Annotated in this window: 19 protein-coding genes and 2 pseudogenes; 6 read left to right on the plus strand and 15 right to left on the minus strand. The window is 35.7% G+C overall.

Annotation, left to right across the window (positions count from 1 at the left end):
* Positions 1 to 145 precede the first annotated feature (145 nt).
* The 14 genes and pseudogenes from ABF281_RS07815 to ABF281_RS07880 all read right to left on the minus strand — a co-directional run bounded on the left by ABF281_RS07815 (position 146) and on the right by ABF281_RS07880 (position 13,081).
* Positions 146 to 586, minus strand: a complete 441-nt coding sequence (locus ABF281_RS07815) for a DUF4268 domain-containing protein (protein WP_347181123.1) — start codon at positions 584 to 586, stop codon at positions 146 to 148.
* Position 587: 1 nt separating this feature from the next.
* On the minus strand, positions 588 to 1,169 hold the full coding sequence (locus ABF281_RS07820) for a tRNA-(ms[2]io[6]A)-hydroxylase (protein ID WP_347181124.1): 582 nt from the start codon (positions 1,167 to 1,169) through the stop codon (positions 588 to 590).
* Positions 1,156 to 3,366, minus strand: coding sequence for a SulP family inorganic anion transporter (locus ABF281_RS07825; protein WP_347181125.1), 2,211 nt, complete (start codon positions 3,364 to 3,366; stop codon positions 1,156 to 1,158). The genes ABF281_RS07820 and ABF281_RS07825 overlap by 14 nt, the downstream gene beginning before the upstream one ends.
* 1 nt (position 3,367) lies before the next feature.
* Positions 3,368 to 4,195 (minus strand): universal stress protein, encoded by an 828-nt coding sequence (locus ABF281_RS07830; protein ID WP_347181126.1) that lies wholly within the window; start codon positions 4,193 to 4,195, stop codon positions 3,368 to 3,370.
* A 47-nt stretch (positions 4,196 to 4,242) separates the two neighbouring features.
* Positions 4,243 to 5,945, minus strand: a pseudogene (dnaX, locus tag ABF281_RS07835) (DNA polymerase III subunit gamma/tau).
* 321 nt (positions 5,946 to 6,266) lie between these two features.
* Positions 6,267 to 7,586: a 30S ribosomal protein S12 methylthiotransferase RimO gene (gene rimO / locus ABF281_RS07840; protein ID WP_347181127.1), complete on the minus strand. Its 1,320-nt coding sequence runs from the start codon at positions 7,584 to 7,586 to the stop codon at positions 6,267 to 6,269.
* A gap of 66 nt (positions 7,587 to 7,652) precedes the next feature.
* Positions 7,653 to 8,606: a signal recognition particle-docking protein FtsY gene (ftsY, locus tag ABF281_RS07845; protein ID WP_347181128.1), complete on the minus strand. Its 954-nt coding sequence runs from the start codon at positions 8,604 to 8,606 to the stop codon at positions 7,653 to 7,655.
* Positions 8,607 to 8,709: 103 nt separating this feature from the next.
* Positions 8,710 to 8,862 (minus strand): DUF4295 domain-containing protein, encoded by a 153-nt coding sequence (locus ABF281_RS07850; RefSeq protein ID WP_347181129.1) that lies wholly within the window; start codon positions 8,860 to 8,862, stop codon positions 8,710 to 8,712.
* Positions 8,863 to 8,870: 8 nt separating this feature from the next.
* A complete protein-coding gene (gene rpmG, locus ABF281_RS07855; RefSeq protein WP_015480565.1) occupies positions 8,871 to 9,053 on the minus strand; it encodes a 50S ribosomal protein L33 in 183 nt (60 codons plus the stop codon).
* A 27-nt stretch (positions 9,054 to 9,080) separates the two neighbouring features.
* Positions 9,081 to 9,320, minus strand: coding sequence for a 50S ribosomal protein L28 (gene rpmB / locus ABF281_RS07860; protein WP_347181130.1), 240 nt, complete (start codon positions 9,318 to 9,320; stop codon positions 9,081 to 9,083).
* A gap of 73 nt (positions 9,321 to 9,393) precedes the next feature.
* Positions 9,394 to 10,638: a CinA family nicotinamide mononucleotide deamidase-related protein gene (locus ABF281_RS07865; protein ID WP_347181131.1), complete on the minus strand. Its 1,245-nt coding sequence runs from the start codon at positions 10,636 to 10,638 to the stop codon at positions 9,394 to 9,396.
* 35 nt (positions 10,639 to 10,673) lie between these two features.
* Entirely contained in the window at positions 10,674 to 11,285 is a 612-nt protein-coding gene (locus tag ABF281_RS07870; RefSeq protein ID WP_347181132.1) for a fumarylacetoacetate hydrolase family protein, read from the minus strand.
* Positions 11,286 to 11,304: 19 nt separating this feature from the next.
* Entirely contained in the window at positions 11,305 to 12,177 is an 873-nt protein-coding gene (purU, locus tag ABF281_RS07875) for a formyltetrahydrofolate deformylase (protein WP_347181133.1), read from the minus strand.
* Between the two features lie 64 nt (positions 12,178 to 12,241).
* Positions 12,242 to 13,081 (minus strand): 1,4-dihydroxy-2-naphthoyl-CoA synthase, encoded by an 840-nt coding sequence (locus tag ABF281_RS07880; RefSeq protein ID WP_347181134.1) that lies wholly within the window; start codon positions 13,079 to 13,081, stop codon positions 12,242 to 12,244.
* 255 nt (positions 13,082 to 13,336) lie between these two features.
* On the opposite strand from ABF281_RS07880, the gene ABF281_RS07885 reads away from it, so the two are divergent.
* Positions 13,337 to 15,208, plus strand: coding sequence for a U32 family peptidase (locus ABF281_RS07885; protein ID WP_347181135.1), 1,872 nt, complete (start codon positions 13,337 to 13,339; stop codon positions 15,206 to 15,208).
* A gap of 63 nt (positions 15,209 to 15,271) precedes the next feature.
* On the opposite strand, the gene fabD is transcribed toward ABF281_RS07885, so the two are convergent.
* Complete coding sequence (gene fabD / locus ABF281_RS07890; protein WP_347181136.1) at positions 15,272 to 16,153, minus strand: ACP S-malonyltransferase; 882 nt, start codon at positions 16,151 to 16,153, stop codon at positions 15,272 to 15,274.
* 245 nt (positions 16,154 to 16,398) lie between these two features.
* Between fabD and ABF281_RS07895 the strand changes: the two genes are divergently transcribed.
* The 5 genes and pseudogenes from ABF281_RS07895 to ABF281_RS07915 form a co-directional block, all read left to right on the plus strand.
* Positions 16,399 to 16,734, plus strand: a complete 336-nt coding sequence (locus ABF281_RS07895) for an arsenosugar biosynthesis-associated peroxidase-like protein (protein WP_347181137.1) — start codon at positions 16,399 to 16,401, stop codon at positions 16,732 to 16,734.
* A gap of 91 nt (positions 16,735 to 16,825) precedes the next feature.
* On the plus strand, positions 16,826 to 17,875 hold the full coding sequence (gene arsS, locus ABF281_RS07900) for an arsenosugar biosynthesis radical SAM (seleno)protein ArsS (RefSeq protein WP_347181138.1): 1,050 nt from the start codon (positions 16,826 to 16,828) through the stop codon (positions 17,873 to 17,875).
* A gap of 52 nt (positions 17,876 to 17,927) precedes the next feature.
* Positions 17,928 to 18,539 (plus strand): TIGR04282 family arsenosugar biosynthesis glycosyltransferase, encoded by a 612-nt coding sequence (locus ABF281_RS07905; protein WP_347181139.1) that lies wholly within the window; start codon positions 17,928 to 17,930, stop codon positions 18,537 to 18,539.
* 1 nt (position 18,540) lies between these two features.
* Positions 18,541 to 19,356 (plus strand): purine-nucleoside phosphorylase, encoded by an 816-nt coding sequence (locus tag ABF281_RS07910; protein ID WP_347181140.1) that lies wholly within the window; start codon positions 18,541 to 18,543, stop codon positions 19,354 to 19,356.
* Between the two features lie 27 nt (positions 19,357 to 19,383).
* A pseudogene (locus tag ABF281_RS07915) lies at positions 19,384 to 19,718 on the plus strand (SAM-dependent methyltransferase); the annotation flags it as partial.

Consider the following 19,718-nt stretch of genomic DNA (forward strand, 5'->3'; position numbering starts at 1 on the left):
CCCTTTTTTAAATCTAGAATCTGTGCGTAAGCACACTTCCCAACAAATAAATGGAATGAAAAATGATTTTATTGTGGTTTTAGATTGTTGTAATGCGCTATTAATTTTAGACAAATTACAAGCCTAGACCTTGAACTTGTCTATTTCAAATTACTGCTTGCCTAATAAAATCTTCATATTCGTGCCAAAACAATTCAAATTGATGCATCGTCTTATTAAAAAAAGTAAAACAATCTAACCAAGAATCTTTATTGTGAATACTGAATTCTTTAGCATGAACTACAGACACACGACTAATTAATTTTCCGTTTTCTAAAAAAAAATCTTTATCATAGACCACATCAGGAAGATAATCATCTTGCAAAATATTTTTTAACGCAAATAATTGGTCATACATTAATTCTCTTTGAACAGGGTCAACACACTCAATATCTAATGTGACTTCGGCTAATTTTCTATTGGCGATAAACTTAAACCCAAAATTTTTGATTTTGGTATTGTATAAAACCCATTTTCGAGGAAATGACTTTCCATAACTCACCCAAAATTCTTCTCTAATTTTTGCAGACTCTTCTCTACTATACATATTATCCGTGTATAGACTCTTTGGTCCCTAAGTCAAACATTAATTTGGCTTCGTACTCTAATAGATGTTGCCATTTTTGATCTACTTCGCTTCTTTCTCCATATTTGCGGGCAAAATTCAAAAACAAAGTGTAGTGATTCGCTTCAGAAACCATGAGATCTCTATAAAACTTGGCCAAATCCTTATCTTTTAGATTTTCCGACAACAAACGAAATCTTTCACAACTTCTTGCTTCAATCAAAGCAGCATATAACAATCGATGTATTAATTGCTGAGTTCTACTTCCTCCTTTTGGGAAAAACTTAATCAAATTCATTACGTACTCATCTTTTCTATCTCTACCCAACACAAGACCTTTGGCAATCAATTTGTCATGAACCAATTTAAAATGACTCATTTCTTCTTTTACCAAAGCAACCATTTCGGTTACTAAGTCTGTGTACTCAGGGAAACTTACGATTAACGAAATCGCAGTAGATGCAGCTTTTTGCTCACAATGTGCATGATCAATTAAAATTTCGTTGATGTTTTTTTCTGCAATATTTGCCCATCTTGGGTCGGTTGGTAATTTAAGCCCTAGCATATTTATCTTTTATTAATTTTTCAAAACGCAATCCAAAATCTATCATTGCCTTCACTTCTTTTACTGATGCTAATCTTTCTTTCTTAAAAAGAAGCAATCCTTTTTTATTTGATTCAATATGGTAATAGTCATTACTCTCTAAAAACAATATGATGTCATCCGTAAAAAAAGACAATACCCCAGACTCATCAGTTCCTGAAAGATAAAATCGTTTTGAAAAATCCGGATGACCCGGAATATCAATATCTGAAAACTCTGTATATTGCTTCACAAATTCAAACACACCTTCTTTATCTAAAGTAAATTCCGGAATTTTATGTTCAACTTTTATATAAAACATTGTTGCTCTTATCTGCTGCAATGCTATAAAAGCACCTTCCGTAAAAACAACATCAAAAACCGTGTCATTTTGGTTGATTAAAAAATTCTTAGTCGCTTGTATCTGTCTGGTATTGAAATATGTAAAATCAGAAATCAATGCCAAAGACTCTTCTTTGTACGGAATGTACTTCCATCCAAAATCATTGGCAATGGATTCTAAATTTGTTTGTCGTCTCGTTAAACTCAATGACTTTGATTGCTTTGGTTTATGTGAAATCCTTCGCGAGGCAAAAGGATGTGAAGTTTCAGAGCCATGTAAATCTAACCCTACAACTTCTAAACTTCCGTTTTTAGCCTCAAATTTCTCTAAATAGGTATTCATGTTTTCCATCACTGTATTGTCTACAAATCTACATCTAGAAAAATCGACTACTACATTTTCCGTTTCTGGAATTAAATTTAGCTGATTTTTTAATCTGTAAAAATTCACAAAAGAGCTAAAGTTCTTGACACTTACATAATAACTGGTTTCTCCTTCTTTGAACATGAGCACATTCTGCTTGAATATATTTCTGAAAAACAAAAAAACATCTTTATTGATGATTAGGTGCAAGAGAAAAGTCGTTACAATCCCCACTAAAATTCCTAAAATCAAGCTCGTAAGGATGGTCGTTAATAACGTAATAATAAAAACAATCAATTGATCTTTACCTACATGACTAACGGCTAATAAATTTGAGGGCGCTGCTAGTTTATAACCGGTATACACTAATATAGCTGCTAAGGCAGAAACTGGAATCATCTGCAATTGTGTTTGAAATAACAACAAAAAAGCTAATAAAAAGATGGCATGAAAAAAATTAGCAGATTTATTTGTCGCTTTATTGTTGACATTAACGGAGCTACGTGCAATAACCGTTACAACGTTTAAGCCTCCCAACAAACCACTTATTATGGTTGCAAAACCTAGAGCTTTTAAGTCTTTGTTGGCATTGGACCTTCTTTTTAACGGATCCAGTTGATCTACAGCTTTGATGCTCAGTAAAGATTCTATACTTGCAATAAGGGTAATTGAAATTACAACTGCTATAAATTTAAATTGATATATGATTCCAAAATCTGGAAACGCCAAGCTTGAGAAAATATCTTCTGGTATCCTAACTAACCATGCCTCATCTATGGGATGGTCTTGTTTAAGAACTAATTGATAAAAATAACTCATTCCAACAGCAAAAACCACAATCCACATAGGTGCAGGAATCAATTGAAAATATTTATTTCTGATTTTAGCATGAAAAACCATGATGCATAAACTTATCAACCCAACAATTCCAGCATAGAAAAAATTATGATCATTGGTCGTTACAAAATCATATAAGGTCCAAGGCAACTCCTTCAGCAATTCAACTATCCCTCCTTTTTGGTTAGTATTCCCAAACATGACATGGATTTGCTTTGCAAATATACCAACACCTATAGCGGCTAACATTCCTTGAATAGCAGTTGATGGAAAAAAATCACTTAAAATACCTAGTCTTAAAAAACCTAATAAAATCATTGTAGCTCCAGCGAAAACAATAGCTGCTAAAGTGTACATATACCCTAATTGCAAATCACCATCTGCCAAGGTCGTAATCGCAGTTAACAAAACAACAACCAAACCATTACCTGGTCCGGTAATTGTAACCTTTGACCCTCCAAATATTGAAGCTACAATCCCGCCAACAATCGCAGCAATAACCCCTGATATCGGAGGTGCTTCTGACGCCATTGCCAAACCGAGACCCAGAGGAAGGGCAATTAATGAAACCACAAAACCTGAGAACATATTTTGAGGCAACGTACTGGTAAAGGTATTTGATATTTTGCTTGACATTTTACTTGATAATTAATAAATCTGTGGGCAATTCTGCTAAAATAAAATCCAAATCATCCATCATTAATTTTTTAAGCATCCTTTTTTTAGCTGGGATATCCATTACTAATAAATCCGCACGCACAACTCTCGCATAATGCCCTATGGAATAGCCACTTCTTCCAAAAATACTTTGTAATTTAACCTCAACACCTGTTTGGAGTTCTGCAGGAATTTTATTGATCATTTTTTTTATTCTTAAATCCTCCTGATGTTTTTTTCTTTCGTGATGGATTGTCACTTTTCTTAAAGACCTGTCATCATCTACTTTCAAATGGTGGTTTTCGACTTCTTCAACAACTGTAATTTTTTTAGAAGACAAAGCCGAACCCACATAAAAAGCCGTAGAAATTGTTCTTTGAGAACTTGCAGAGGCTAAACCGTTAATGACTATGTGTTTTTTCGCAAACTCCACTTTGGATTGATTTCTCAAAAGCAACACAGAACATTTTACTTTTCTTGTTAACTTTTTTGCTACTGTCCCTAAGTAGTATCTAAACACATTTTCTCTTTGTTGTGCTCCTAAAATTAGCAACTCTATTTTATGCTTTTCACAAATATGAGAAAGTACATCTATTGGTTTACCTTCTTTGAAGACGATTTCTTTTTCTCCAACAAAACCTGTCTCGTTGACAATATCATGAATTCGTTTAGATTTCAATGAATCTTGAGAACCAATATGGACAATATATAGTTTCGCGTTAAAATAGTTAGCAAAACGGCAAGCTTGAATAATATTTACTTTTAGGTTTGGTGAAAAAGCTGCCCCCACTAAAATTTTTTTGTACACTTTCAATGATATTTGATTTTTTGAAAATTAAATGTAATCATTAAGTTTTAAATATCTAAACCAAATTTATTCTTTAACAATAAGACATCTGGATTTGACTCTATGAGTTTTTGTAATTTTTCTTGTGGTGTGTATACATATTTTTTTTCTTCATCAAAGAAAACTTCTGTAAGTACAGTTATGGCGTAATTGTTTAGCTCTTTTCTCAAATAATTTAATAATTTGGCACGAATTGCCCCAAACTGATCTTCCATTAATTTATTTGGCAAAGCATAAACAATTTTAAATCCATCCTTTAAAACAGGTTGATTTGCATTGATAATAGAAGCCATATTTAACTCTCCCTCTGACTTTAGCAACTTGCCAAACGTAGCCCATTTTTCTTTTAATTCCAATGCTGAAAAAGGGGTTTTAGGCTTATGACTTAGATCTTGCTCTGCACCGGACTCCTCCAAATCAATTAATTTAGAATGCATGCTTTTAAGAGACAATGCCGATGATCTTCTTCTTGTAGGGGGCGATTTTGAAAGGCTCGGTTCAGCCTTAACCACTTGATTGGTTGTAAACGCAACTTTTTTTTCTTCTACCTTAAAGGCTGGTGGACTTTCGGCAGACTTCTGATTCGTTTTAGTGACCTTTAGTCTAAAAAAACTTGCAGGTATTATGAAATTATTGCTTTTTTTTTTACATCACTAAAAGTAATGGAAGCCAACTGCATCAAGCAGAGTTCAACAAGGAGTCGTTGGTTTTTACTTGTCTTGTACTGAACATCACAAGTGTTTGCTTTATCTATGGCTGCTATTAAAAAAACCAAATCTGCTTTGGCTGATTGAGATAAATATTCTTTTTTGGCGTTATCTCCTACTTCTAATAAAGAAATGGTCGAGGGATCTTTTGCAACCAGTAAATCTCTGAAATGTGAAGCCAAACCATTAATAAAATGTTGGCCATCAAAACCTTTTGCCAAAACACTACTAAATTCTATTAAAACTTCTGGTATTTTATTGTCTATCAACAAATCTGTCACCTTGAAATAAACATCATAATCTAACACATTTAGATTCTCTGTAACAGCTAATCTTGTCAAATCATTTCCTGAAAAACTAACAACTCTATCATAAATTGAAAGAGCATCTCTCATCGCACCATCAGCCTTCTGTGCAATTATATGTAAAGCATCATCTTCTGCGTTTACGCCTTCTTTGTTTGCTATAAGTTTTAAATATTCTTTGGCATCTAAAACCGTAATTCTTTTGAAATCAAAAATTTGACAACGTGATAAAATCGTGGGTATAATTTTATGTTTTTCAGTCGTAGCTAGAATGAAGATTGCATGCGCTGGAGGCTCCTCAAGGGTTTTCAAAAAAGCATTAAAGGCTGCCTGAGACAACATATGTACCTCATCTATAATATAAACCTTGAATTTACCAACTTGTGGAGGAATACGTACCTGCTCTATTAAAGATCGAATATCATCAACGGAGTTGTTTGAGGCTGCATCCAACTCAAAAATATTAAAAGCAAAATCTTCTTCAGCTTCTGTTCCAAGGGCTTGTTCATTTATTTTTTTTGCCAAAATACGAGCACATGTAGTCTTTCCTACTCCTCTGGGCCCTGTAAACAATAATGCTTGTGCTAGATGATCATTCTTAATCGCATTTTCCAACGTATTTGTGATGGCCTTTTGACCAACAACATCCTCAAAAGTAAGAGGCCTATATTTTCGTGCGGAGACTATAAATGGATTCATGAATGTTCTTTGTTAGTCACAAATATAACATTTGATATCTTGTGAACAAAAGAGACCACGAAGAAAATATAACAAAAAGAAAAAACCCAGCCATAAGACTAACAAACTTATGAACTGGGCTAACAATTTCACATTATTTGTTATTTAAAACAATACTCTAATTTCTACCCCTAAAAATTAAAATATACAATGCGATTATAAATACCTACCCCTAAATATTTATATTTCAAATATACAAAGCATTATTTTTATATCCATGAAAAAGAAAAAAAATATACATTCCAATCACAAAACACAAACCCCCAACTGAACTTGCCTGGATTAATGGGAAGAAATGGGTTCTCCGTACAAATCAAAATCTCCAGCTTCAAAGATTTTAATCTTCACGAACTCACCTGTTTTTATATAAAAGTCGCTTGCTTTCACAAGGACTTCATTATCAACATCTGGTGAATCATGCTCTGTCCTTCCTACAAAATACTCACCTTCTTTTCTATCAAAAATACAGCTATATGTGTTTCCTATTTTCTCTTGATTCAACTCCCACGAAATCTGAGCTTGTAACTCCATAATTTCAGCCACTCTTTTTTCTTTTTCTGGTTCTGAAACATCATCAACTAATGTGGCCGCATGGGTATCTTCTTCATGAGAATACGCAAAAACGCCTAATCGCTCAAAACGCATTGCTCTTACCCATTCTTTGAGCTCTTGAAAAATTTCCTCAGTCTCTCCTGGATACCCCACAATCAAAGTAGTACGAATCGCCATTTCTGGTACATGACTCCTAAACTGCTTCAACAACTTATTGGTTTTCTCATAAGTTGTACCCCTACGCATGGATTTTAAAATCTCAGTATTGATGTGTTGCAATGGAATATCCAAATAATTACAAACCTTTGGTTCTGATTTCATGACCTCCAAAACATCTAGTGGAAACCCCGCTGGAAAAGCGTAATGTAATCGAATCCACTCAATCCCATTTACTTTAACCAATTCTTTTAGCAAGTCTGCTAAGTTTCTTTTACCATAAATATCTAAACCATAATACGTTAAGTCTTGCGCAATTAAAATCAGTTCTTTTATACCATCAGCAGCTAATTTCTCTGCTTCTGTAACCAATTCTTCTATGGGAGTAGAACGATGCTTCCCCCTCATCAAAGGAATAGCACAAAAAGAACAAGGCCTATCACAACCTTCTGCAATTTTTAAGTATGCATAGTGCTTGGGGGTGGTGGTTAAACGTTCTCCTATCAACTCATGTTTATAATCTGCTTCTAAAACTTTTAAAAGATTTGGCAAATCTTGTGTTCCAAAATATTGATCTACATTTGAAATTTCAGCTTCCAAATCTGGTTTATACCGTTCGGACAAACAACCTGTAACATAAACCTTATCTACTGTACCTTGTTCTTTTTGATGGGCATAATGGAGAATCGTATTCACGGACTCTTCTTTCGCTTTCCCAATAAATCCGCAAGTATTGATTACAACAATATTACCATCATCTTCTTCATCTTCGTGAACTACATTTTTGCCGTTAGCTTTGAGTTGACCCATTAAAACTTCAGAGTCATAAACATTCTTAGAACACCCTAAGGTTACAACGTTTATCTTATTTTGTTTGATTGTTTTTGTACGCATTGCATTTTTCTTTTGGCCTATTTGCTTTGAACGTGTTACCACCGGTAAAAAGCTAAACGACTTAAATTATTTAAAGAAAGAATCAACAAATTCTACTTTATTGAAAACTTGTAAATCATCTATTGCTTCTCCAACTCCAATATATTTTACTGGAATTTGAAACTGGTCTGAGATACCAATAACTACTCCACCTTTAGCAGTTCCATCTAACTTTGTAACCGCTAAAGCTGTCACCTCTGTGGCAATCGTAAATTGTTTTGCTTGCTCGAATGCATTTTGCCCTGTTGAGCCATCCAAAACCAACAGTACATCATTTGGAGCATCAGGAACAACTTTCTGCATGACTCGCTTAATTTTTGTCAATTCATTCATCAGGTTGACTTTGTTATGAAGCCTTCCCGCGGTATCTATGATGACAACATCCGCATCTTTGGATACTGCAGATTTTAAAGTATCATAGGCAACTGAAGCAGGATCAGAACCCATATCTTGCCTTACAATAGGGATATCTACACGATCTGCCCAAACTTGTAACTGGTCTATAGCAGCTGCTCTAAACGTGTCTGCTGCGCCTAAGACAACGTTCAAACCCTTTTTCTTAAATTGAGAAGCTAGCTTTCCTATGGTTGTTGTTTTACCAACCCCGTTAACCCCAACAACCATTATAACATAGGGCTTTTGATTGAGTGGTATAGCAAAATCAACCGCATCTTCACCACTGGTCTCTGATAACATCGCTGCAATTTCTTCTCTAAGAATTCCATTCAATTCTTTGGCCCCAAGGTATTTGTCTCGTTCAACTCTCTTTTCAATTCTTTGTATGATTTTCAACGTAGTGGCCACACCGACATCAGAAGAGATCAAAACTTCCTCTAACTCATCTAAAACATCATCATCGACCCTAGACTTACCCGCAACAGCTTTAGATAATTTAGAGTAAAAACTTGTGTTAGAATTTTCTAAACTTTTATTTAAAGTCTCCTTTTTTTCAGAAGAAAATATTTTCTTAAAAAAACTCATATTTTTACTTTTTATACATATTTGTCAAACGAAAGGGTTAAAATACAAAAAAAGCTACTCTCAATGATTGAAAGTAGCCTTTGTATGTAGATTTTACAAAAAATTATTTTTTTGCAAAAAAGTCTTTTACTTGTGTAGGGTCCATTATAGCTTCAACAAATGTGTAAGCCCCAGATTTTTGAGATTTTACCATTTTGATAGCTTTAGACAATCTTTTAGAACCTGTCTGTAACGATGCTACTGATTTCTTTGCCATATCTTATCTTATTTAATTTCTTTGTGAACAGTCATTTTCTTCAAGATTGGATTGAACTTTTTAATCTCTAATCTATCTGGAGTATTCTTTTTGTTTTTTGTAGTAATGTATCTAGAAGTACCTGCCTGACCAGAAGCCTTATGCTCAGTACATTCTAATATAACCTGTACTCTGTTTCCTTTTTTTGCCATCTCTATTTATGCTTTATATAAGAAAAATTATTTAACTAAAAATCCTTTTCCTTTTGCTTCTTTAATCACAGCCGAAATACCTTTTTTGTTGATATTTTTCAATGCAGCAGTGGACAATTTTAATGTGATCCACTTATCTTCTTCAGGAATGAAGAAACGCTTTGTAATTAGATTAGCGTTAAATTTTCTTTTTGTTCTATTTAATGCGTGGGACACGTTGTTCCCAACCATTGCTTTTTTACCAGTAAGTTCACAAACTTTAGACATCTCGTATCAGTTTTTATTTAATTCTAAACGGAGTGCAAATTTAACAACAATAAATGGTACAAACAAAATTAATTTACTGATTTTTTAATATTTCTTTACCCAACATCTCAAATGCTTTATTTTTTGCTTGCTCCAAGACCTTTTCTCTAGGCTGACCGAAATTAAACCTCTCGACAACTACTTTTTCTGGTGTCGCAATAGCAATAAACACCACTCCTAAGCCCTCCTGCGTTTGGTCGGTTGAAGGACCCGCATTACCTGTGGTAGCGATGGTATAACTTGCTCCGGTTTTCTTTTGAATTCCAAGAGCCATTTCCTTTGCAACTGCTTCTGAAACCACACTAAAAGTATCTATGGTACTTTTAGACACTCCTAAAAGGGTTTCTTTAAGGGATGAATTGTACGCGACTACTCCTCCTAAAAAGAAGGAAGAAACACCACTTTTTGAGGTTATTTCTGCTGCAATCTTTCCTCCTGTACAACTTTCTGCTATGGCTAAAGTTTTTTTATTGTTGGTCAGATATTGTTGTACAATATGTATGTAACTTACATCCCCTTCAATCACATTAAAATCTTTAAAGACAGACATTAACTTTTGCCCATATGACGCGATCGAATCCTTTAACAATATCTTATTTTGATTGACACCCGTTAACCTTAGGCGCAAGCGTCCAGGACTTGGTAGATAAGCTAGTTTTATGAAATTTGGCAGTGTCTCTTCAAATGTTTCCAATAGCTCAGCAGCTACACTTTCGCCTACTCCGTACAACACATATGTTTCGTAAGCTTGTGAGGGAAAGCTTCCTATTTTCTTTAACCTTGGCAACACTTCATTATCCATCAACCCTTTCATTTCATAAGGCACTCCTGGTAGACTTATCAAATGTTTCCCTTGACTCTTAAACCACATTCCTGCTGCAGTACCTAATGCATTTGGAAGAATCGTCGCTTGCTTGGGTAGCATGGCTTGGTTTTTATTTAGATCTGAAAAAGGGAGTCCTCTTTGTCTAAACTTTTCTTTTATACTTTCAAGAACAGGGAGACACAAAACCAATTCATCATTAAAATACTCGACCAATGTGTACTTTGTAATATCATCTTTGGTTGGCCCTAACCCACCAGTAACAATAACTAAATCTGCAATCGCTAAGGCGCGATCTATCCCACTTACTATCGCCTCTTTGGTGTCTGATATAGAAACCGTCTCGACCAATTCCACTCCTAACAAGTGTAACCGGTTAGCCATCCATTGGCTATTGGTATCTAGGACTTGTCCTATTAATATTTCGTCTCCAATTGTAATTACACTTGCTTTCATACGCAAAAAAAAAGAGACTGATGTCTCTGTTTGTCTTATTTTATTTTAATATCTATTACTTTTTTATCTTCTAGAAACCCGGTAAGGACGTCGTTTTTATCAACCGAACCAACTCCTGCTGGAGTTCCAGTAAATATAATATCTCCTTTTTTCAAAGTAAAAAATTGAGACACATACGCGACCAATTCATCTATTTTAAAAATCATATCTTTTGTGGAACCCACTTGTACCAGCTTACCATTTTTGGCCAATGAAAAATTAATTTCATTGACATCCGTAAAAGTCTTCTTTGAAAAGAAAGGACTTATTATAGCGCTTCCATCAAATCCTTTGGCTTTTTCCCATGGATGTCCGGCTTTTTTTAATTTCGTTTGTAAGTCCCTTGCCGTAAAATCAATACCCAAACCAATATCATCGTAATATTTGTGAGCGAATTTTTGACCTATAAACTTTCCTACTTTATTGATTTTTATCAAAACCTCTATTTCATAATGAACATCATTGGTGAATGGGGGGATGATAAAGGGATTTTTTTTAGGCAATACTGAGGAGTCTGGTTTTAAAAAAATCAAGGGCTCTTCGGGTCTATTAGAATTTAGCTCTTTTATATGATCTTCATAATTCTGACCAATACAAATGATTTTCATGAGGGATTATATTTTAAAATTACTCTCCAGTTTCTGGAAATACAATGGCCTTATTGTTGTCTACAATTATTTGATTGTTCAAATGACATTTTACAGCTCGTGCCAAGACCATGGTTTCAATATCTGCACCAATATCTTTTAATGTTTTTGGAGTACTCTCATGGGTCACACGCTCAACATCTTGCTCAATAATAGGTCCTTCATCCAAATCCTCTGTTGCGTAGTGTGCGGTAGCTCCAATTAATTTCACCCCTCTTTCGTAAGCTCGGTTGTAAGGGTTTGCCCCTTGAAAAGCGGGTAAAAAAGAATGGTGAATATTGATGATTTTATTGGGATAATGATTGATGAAATCATTTGATAAAATCTGCATGTAACGTGCCATAACAATCAAATCAATTCCTTGACCATCAAACAAATCAATCAACTGTTGTTCTTGTTGCTTTTTTGTTTCTTTGGTGACTGGTAAATGATAAAATGGAACATCAAACATGTCTGCAATCGACTTGAGCTTTGTGTGATTACTCACAACCATTTTCACATTGCAATTCAATTTTTGCTCTTTGTTACGTTGTAGCAAATCATACAAGTTGTGAGTCGTATGGGAAACCATGATGGCCACACTCTGCTTTGAGACTCCATAATCTACTTTCCACACAATATCATATGCAGCAGCCAAACGTGCAAAACGTTCCTCTAACTGATCTCTACTAATAACTACAGAATGATCTGATGCAATGCGCAAACGCATAAAGAACATATCATCTATCGAGTTTGCATATTGTTGAGCACTTACCAAATTGAACCCTTCTTGATAAAAGAAATGGGTTAATTTAGACACAATCCCTTTTTGGTCAGGACATTTGATGAGAAAGGTTACAATTTGTGGTTTCATTTTTTGTGATTCAGAATAGTTTGTGAATTTGATGCGATATTTGAGAGGTTTTTACAAACTACAATTAGACAATATACTTTTTATCAAAATTGGGCTTGCGCTTTTCTAAAAACGCATTTCTTCCTTCCTTGGCCTCATCAGTCATGTAGGCCAATCGGGTTGCTTCTCCAGCAAATACTTGCTGACCTACCATTCCATCATCGGTAAGATTCATCGCAAATTTTAACATTTTAATGGACAATGGAGATTTTCCTAAAACTTCTTGTGCCCATTCATAGGCGGTATCTTCTAAAGCTGCATGGGGAACTACTTTGTTTACCATTCCCATCTCAAAAGCTTCTTGAGCAGAATAATTTCTTCCTAAGAAAAATATTTCTCTTGCTTTTTTTTGTCCGACCATTTTAGCCAAATAAGCAGAACCATATCCTCCATCAAAACTTGTTACATCAGCGTCGGTCTGTTTAAATATGGCATGTTCTTCACTAGCCAAAGTCATGTCACAAACTACGTGTAAACTGTGACCTCCACCCACAGCCCAACCAGGAACGACTGCAATAACAACTTTTGGCATAAAACGAATCAACCTTTGCACTTCTAATATGTTCAATCGGTGGGCTCCATCTTCTCCTACATAACCCTGATGACCTCTTGCCTTTTGATCTCCACCTGAACAGAAAGAATACACACCATCTTTGGTTGAAGGTCCTTCTGCTGACAACAACACAACTCCAATATTGGGATCTTCTTGCGCATCATAAAAAGCATCAAACAATTCTGAGGTTGTCTTGGGTCTAAATGCATTTCTAACGTCTGGTCTATTGAACGCTATTCTTGCGACTCCATCACATTTTTTATACGTAATATCTTCATACTCCTTGACCGTTTTCCATTTGATTGTTGACATGTAGATTTCTTTCTTTAGTTGTGGGTTGATAACAGAGTGTAAAGTTATCATTTTAATTTTATTCCATCGCCAGATTTTATGATTCTAAAAACCGAGTACAAAAAATAACTTAATCGTTTGAATATAAATTATTTTACCTGTAAAAACAGTAAATTTGCAATCAATAATTTTTGACAACAACAAAGTCTATTGAAGTAACAACTTGATAAAAAGCTTTTTACAGAGTCATTCATTAGCCCTTACACGGAAACAAGTATGAAAAAAAAGGTTGAAATTTTAGCACCTGCCAAAAATCTTGTACAAGGAATGGCAGCTATTAATGCAGGAGCAGATGCTGTATACATTGGAGCTCCTCAATTTGGAGCACGTACCAACGCCAACAATTCAGTAGAGGATATTGCTGAAATGGTTAGGTATGCTCATTTGTTCAAAGCTCAAGTTTTTGTCGTCATCAATACGATCCTTTATGATGATGAACTTAAAACATGTGAGAAATTAATTCATGAACTTTATGCGATAGGAGTAGATGCTTTGATCGTTCAAGACATGGCCATATTTGAGATGGACTTACCTCCTATAATCATACACGCGAGCACACAAGCCAACAATAGAGAACCAAAGCAAGTTCAGTTTTTAAAAGATGCTGGAATGAAGCGTGTGGTGTTAGCTAGAGAACTTAATCTTGATCAGATTAAAGAAATTAATGAAAAATGCGATGTGGAGCTAGAGTTCTTTGTTTCTGGCGCTTTGTGTGTTTCCTTTAGTGGAAACTGTTACATGAGTGTTGCAGGAGGAGAAAGAAGTGCCAATAGAGGTTCTTGTGCTCAGAATTGCAGACTCCCTTATACCTTAACTGACGGAAACGGAGATACGCTAATAGAAAACAGTCATTTGCTTTCTATCAAAGATTTGGACCTAAGTGATCAGCTTCCTCAAATGATTGAAGCTGGGGTAATGTCTTTCAAAATCGAGGGAAGGCTAAAAGACGTTGTTTACGTTAAAAACAATGTTTCTTACTTAAGAAAACGTTTGGATGACTTTTTAGCCAATGAAGGAAAAGAGCGATTCAAAAAAGCTTCTTCAGGAAGAACTTTTTACACTTTTGACGCTGAAATGGGAAGAAGTTTTAACCGTGGGTACACCGATTATTTTGTCAACAAACGACTTAAAAAAATTGGTTCATGGGAAAGTCCAAAGTCCAAAGGACAAATTATTGGAAAAGTACTAGCAGTCAAAAACAGCAAATATCTTATAGAAAATGCTGACAAACTAAATAACGGAGATGGTCTTTACTTTATTAACGAAGCACAAGAGGCTGACGGTGTGCAAGTTAACACAATCGAGAGTGGATGGATAACCCCTAACAACTTTAAAAGCATCCCTGTTGGGACCTTAATCTCTAGAAACTCTGATGCTAATTTTAACAAACAAGTAGAAAAAGACAATAGTGCTGTTCGCAAAATCGGTGTGAATTTAAAATTTGAAGAAACCCAATACGGATTTCAATTAACCGCTACAGACGAAGATGGACATTTCAGCTCATCAGAATTTAAAATCACAAAAGAACTCGCCAAGAAGGAAGGATTCCTTCAAAGCAATCTAGAAAAAAACCTAATCAAAACAGGAAACACTCCCTTCATTGTAGACGACATAGACCTCAACATTGTTGAAAATTGGTTTGTACCTATTTCTAAAATTAACGAATTAAGAAGAACCGTACTAGAAAACTTAATCAACATCAGAATTGAGGAATATGAAAAAGAGGAACAAGCCATCGTCAAAACAGAACATCCTTATCCAGAAAAAACACTAGACTTCACTTATAACGTGTCTAACAAACTGGCTCAAAAATTTTATAAGAGACATGGGGTTGAAGACATTGAGAAAGCATTTGAATTACAGTGGGAACCTGGTAAAGCCAGAGTGATGACCACTAAATATTGTGTCAAATACGAATTGGGGAAATGTGCAAGATTCCAACGTGACACTATGGGTGAAAAACTAAAAGAACCCTTGACTCTAACTCATGGAGAAAATCAATACAAACTTAAGTTCAATTGCAAACCTTGCGAGATGGAAATCTGGGAAAAAGATGCTGAACTCGAATTTGAAGAAGACCAATATTAAACCCCAATAAAAAATCCCTTCTGAAGATACAGAAGGGATTTTTTATTTTTATTTTTTTAAAGATTACAGCTCTGCACTACTTCGAGCGACAGACCTATCAATTTTGGCAAATAAGCCTTGTAACACTTTTCCTGGCCCCACTTCGATCACCTCTGTTGCACCATCTGAGATCATTGCCTGTGCACATTGAGTCCATTTGACCGCTCCAGTCAATTGAGCAATTAAATTTTGTTTGATTTCTTCTGGGTCAGTAACGGCTTTGGCCACAACGTTTTGATAAACTGGGCAAGAAGGTGAATTGAATTGAGTTGCCTCAATAGCTGCTGCCAATTCCTCTTTAGCTGGTGCCATTAATGGAGAATGAAAAGCCCCACCAACAGGGAGCAACAAGGCTCTACGGGCTCCTTTTTCAGTAGCCAATTCACAAGCAGATTTTACTGCTTCTACGGCTCCAGAAATGACCAATTGTCCTGGACAGTTATAGTTTGCTGCAACCACAACTCCATCTATGCTTGAACAGATCTCTTCAACTTCCGCATCGGCTAAACCTAAAACAGCTGCCATAGTTCCTGCCTGCATTTCACAAGCTTTTTGCATAGCATCTGCACGTTTTGCTACCAATTTCAATCCATCCACAAATGACAAAGTTCCATTGGCTACTAAAGCAGACAATTCTCCTAAGGAATGTCCTGCGACCATATCCGCTTTGAAATCGTCTCCTAAAACCTTTGCTAAAATTACAGCGTGTAAAAATACGGCGGGCTGTGTTACGTTGGTCTGCTTTAAATCTTCTACAGATCCTTCGAACATGATCTTTGTAATTTCAAATCCTAAAACTTCGTTAGCTTGTTCAAATAATTCTTTGGCCAATGGAGAGTTTTCATACAACTCTTTTCCCATTCCGCTAAACTGTGCTCCTTGTCCAGGAAATACATATGCTTTCATAAAAAATAGTTTTCTAAATTTTGTGTGACAAAAATAACAAAAAAGGAGTAATCGAACGTTGATAAACCAAAAGAGTTCCTTTTGAAGACAAGCAAACCCTCTATCATCAATCTCAACAAACCCTCAAATCCTTTGTGGTTCCGCTAGGGTTATCATCTGCATATTATTTGATGAATCTATAGCCATTTTAATATATAAACTCACAAGATTTAGTATATTGTAGATTACAACACAAAAATTAAAAAATGCAAAAAACATATTATGACCCCAAGGACTTAAAAGACTTTGGAAAGATAAACGAATGGGATCAAGAGTTAGGAGAGAAATTTTTTGAGTACTACGGTAAAGTCTTCGAAGAGGGTGCATTAACTGCTCGTGAGAAATCTTTAATTGCTTTAGCGGTTTCTCACACCGTACAGTGTGCTTATTGTATAGATGCTTACACCTCTGATGGATTGAAACGAGGCCTAGAAAGAGAAGAAATGATGGAAGCCGTTCATGTAGCGGCAGCAATAAAATCAGGAGCTACGCTAGTGCATGGGGTACAAATGATGAAGAAATACGATAAGTTGTCCATGTAAACAAGTTCAAAACATGAAGTATTGAGCCCAATGGACAACCGACAAAGCGAAACACCTTGTACTTTATATTCAATCCACAGCACAATTAAAAATGAAATCACTCGCAAAAAGAAAAAATGGTTTAGCCGATCCTAAAAACCAACTGGCTTTGCTCCATGGTGGGGGGTTTGCCGACGGATCGCTCCCAACTTTCAAACAAAAGGTTGCTGAGACCAAGCAATTCCCTTTAAAACCGAATAGACTTGACATTTTTCAAGTGAATTTAGGTTATATGTGTAACCAAGTATGTGCACACTGTCATGTGGATGCAGGGCCAGACAGAAAAGAAATCATGACAAAAGAAACCATGCAACTGTGCTTGGACAAACTCAAAATATCAGGTGCAACTACGTTGGATTTAACTGGTGGTGCCCCAGAAATGAATCCTAACTTTAGGTGGTTTGTTGAAGAAGCTAGCAAAATTGGAGTTCAAGATTTTATTGTGCGTTCTAATTTAACCATCCTAAGGGCGAATCCTAAATACTATGACCTCCCCGTTTTTTTCAAAAAACACCAAATACATGTCGTCTCTTCTTTACCATTCTACAAAAGAGGAAAAACAGACAAACAACGTGGGAATGGTGTTTTTGACGCTTCAATAGCAGCACTCCTAGAACTAAACAAAGTGGGCTACGGTACAAAAGGAAGTAAATTAAAGCTCGATTTGGTCTACAACCCTTCTGGTGCCTTTTTACCTGGAAATCAATCGGAATTAGAAAGAGAATTCAAGACGGCTCTTGAAGAAGATTTTGGCATCACTTTTCATCAATTATTTTCCATTACCAATCTACCGATCAGCCGATTCTTAGAATTCTTAGTCGCTAGCGAAAATTACGAGGATTACATGGACGAACTGGTTCAGGCATACAACCCAATGGCGGTAGAAAATGTCATGTGTAAAAACACCATTTCTATTGATTGGAATGGATATTTATATGATTGTGATTTTAATCAACAATTAAATTTAAAAATAGCGGCCACCGGAAAACATATCTCTACCTTTAATCTTGAAGACTTACAACAAAGAACAATTAGAGTCTCACAGCATTGCTATGGTTGTACTGCTGGAGCAGGAAGTAGCTGCCAAGGCGAAGTTGTTTAGTTCTTCACAGAGATCAAAACCAAAAAAAAACAACAGCCAAAAACCAATAAAAATGGACGACAACCAATTGCTTATCGTTTTTACTCGAAAACCAGAATTGGGAAAAGTAAAAACACGATTAGCCAAAGAAACCTCAGATGAAACTGCTTTAGCTGTTTACCATGACTTGCTGAAACACACCCACAACATCACCAAAGATCTGAACGTAGACAAATGGGTTTTTTATACCGATGACATTGAAATTCATGATCTTTGGGATGAGGGAGCGTTTGTCAAAATGACACAAATAGAAGGAACATTAGGAGCCAAAATGCAAAATGCTTTTTTAAAAGGTTTTGCGTCGGGATACTTAGAAATTATCCTGATTGGTAGTGACCTTGAAACGTTAACCCCAGAGATCTTAACACAAGCCTTTGAAGAAGTTAAACAACAAACCGTTATTGGTCCTTCTGAAGACGGTGGATATTATTTGCTTGGACTAAACGAACCCAAAACTTCTGTTTTTAACTTTAAAGATTGGGGAACAGACACCGTATTAAGAGACACTTTGATGGACTTAGAAGAGGAAGAGGTATTTTTGTTAGAAGAACTAAATGACATCGATTTTCTAGAAGACATTGACCAAAATTCGAGTGTATTTCATCATGTTAAAAACTACAAATAATATGACCTTAGCAAACCTTCAAGAAAGCATTAACTTCATAAAAAAAACAGGGGTTCCAGAACCTAGTATTGGAATTGTTCTTGGAACTGGATTGGGAAAATTAGTAGATGACATTCAAGACCAAATTGTTTTCAACTATGAAGACCTTCCTCATTTTGTTACCTCAACTTTGGAATCGCACGCAGGGAAGTTAATTTTTGGTACACTTGGGGGGAAAACTGTTGTGGTGATGAGTGGACGTTTTCATTTGTATGAAGGCTACTCTTTTAATGAGATAACCTATGGAATAAGAGTTTTAAAGGGTCTTGGGGTTCAAAAACTACTCATCTCTAACGCTGCAGGCGCCATCAATCTAGACTTCAATAAAGGAGAATTAATGCTGATTGAAGATCACATCAATCTACAAGGAGGATCTCCCCTCGCTTTTAAAAATGCAAGAGATTTTGGAAATATTTTTGTGGACATGTCTGCACCATATCACAAAGAAATGAACCAACAATTGGAAAAGATAGCAAGAGCGCAGAACATCAACCTACACAAAGGAGTATATGCTTCAGTTGTAGGACCTCAATTAGAAACGAGAGCAGAATACCGCTATTTAAAAACCATAGGCGCTGATGCTGTGGGGATGAGTACAGTTCCAGAAGTGATTGTCTCCAACCAAATAGGATTGCCCTGTATTGCTGTTTCGGTATTGACAGACGAATGTGATCCTGATCATTTGAACCCAATTGACATTCCTGAAATTTTTGCGATGGCAGCCAAAGCAGAACCCAGTTTAATAACACTATTTACCCAATTGATCAAACAATTGTAAAACCCATCAACACAAAAAACAAAAGACATGAGCTATTTAGAGACCACCAAAAACGTATACAAAGAAGCAGCGTTGACTCCAGATGTTGGATTGTGCTGCACCACCAATCCTATATGGGAATTACCTGGATTAACCATCCCTAAAATAATGCAAGAAATGAACTACGGATGTGGTTCTACTGTACACGCTCGTGACTTATCTAACCACCCTAAGATTCTTTATGTAGGGGTTGGTGGCGGAATGGAACTGCTTCAATTTGCTTATTTTTCTCGTCAAAAACAAGGCGTAATTGGGATTGATGTGGTTGATGAAATGTTAACCGCCTCTGCCAAAAACTTTATAGAAGCCGAAGAAAAAAATGA

The sequence above is a fragment of the Wenyingzhuangia sp. genome, assembly GCF_039768515.1.
Classification (GTDB): domain Bacteria; phylum Bacteroidota; class Bacteroidia; order Flavobacteriales; family Flavobacteriaceae; genus Wenyingzhuangia.

Coding starts and splice junctions, on each gene's coding strand:
- ABF281_RS07895 (WP_347181137.1), top strand. CDS start 16,399: ATGCAAAAAACATATTATGACCCCAAGGACTTAAAAGACTTTGGAAAG.
- ABF281_RS07910 (WP_347181140.1), top strand. CDS start 18,541: ATGACCTTAGCAAACCTTCAAGAAAGCATTAACTTCATAAAAAAAACA.
- ABF281_RS07880 (WP_347181134.1), bottom strand. CDS start 13,081: ATGTCAACAATCAAATGGAAAACGGTCAAGGAGTATGAAGATATTACG.
- ABF281_RS07870 (WP_347181132.1), bottom strand. CDS start 11,285: ATGAAAATCATTTGTATTGGTCAGAATTATGAAGATCATATAAAAGAG.
- ABF281_RS07825 (WP_347181125.1), bottom strand. CDS start 3,366: ATGTCAAGCAAAATATCAAATACCTTTACCAGTACGTTGCCTCAAAAT.
- ABF281_RS07815 (WP_347181123.1), bottom strand. CDS start 586: ATGTATAGTAGAGAAGAGTCTGCAAAAATTAGAGAAGAATTTTGGGTG.
- ABF281_RS07865 (WP_347181131.1), bottom strand. CDS start 10,638: ATGAAAGCAAGTGTAATTACAATTGGAGACGAAATATTAATAGGACAA.
- ABF281_RS07820 (WP_347181124.1), bottom strand. CDS start 1,169: ATGCTAGGGCTTAAATTACCAACCGACCCAAGATGGGCAAATATTGCA.
- ABF281_RS07850 (WP_347181129.1), bottom strand. CDS start 8,862: ATGGCAAAGAAATCAGTAGCATCGTTACAGACAGGTTCTAAAAGATTG.
- purU (WP_347181133.1), bottom strand. CDS start 12,177: ATGAAACCACAAATTGTAACCTTTCTCATCAAATGTCCTGACCAAAAA.
- ftsY (WP_347181128.1), bottom strand. CDS start 8,606: ATGAGTTTTTTTAAGAAAATATTTTCTTCTGAAAAAAAGGAGACTTTA.
- ABF281_RS07885 (WP_347181135.1), top strand. CDS start 13,337: ATGAAAAAAAAGGTTGAAATTTTAGCACCTGCCAAAAATCTTGTACAA.
- arsS (WP_347181138.1), top strand. CDS start 16,826: ATGAAATCACTCGCAAAAAGAAAAAATGGTTTAGCCGATCCTAAAAAC.
- rpmB (WP_347181130.1), bottom strand. CDS start 9,320: ATGTCTAAAGTTTGTGAACTTACTGGTAAAAAAGCAATGGTTGGGAAC.
- fabD (WP_347181136.1), bottom strand. CDS start 16,153: ATGAAAGCATATGTATTTCCTGGACAAGGAGCACAGTTTAGCGGAATG.
- rimO (WP_347181127.1), bottom strand. CDS start 7,586: ATGCGTACAAAAACAATCAAACAAAATAAGATAAACGTTGTAACCTTA.
- rpmG (WP_015480565.1), bottom strand. CDS start 9,053: ATGGCAAAAAAAGGAAACAGAGTACAGGTTATATTAGAATGTACTGAG.
- ABF281_RS07905 (WP_347181139.1), top strand. CDS start 17,928: ATGGACGACAACCAATTGCTTATCGTTTTTACTCGAAAACCAGAATTG.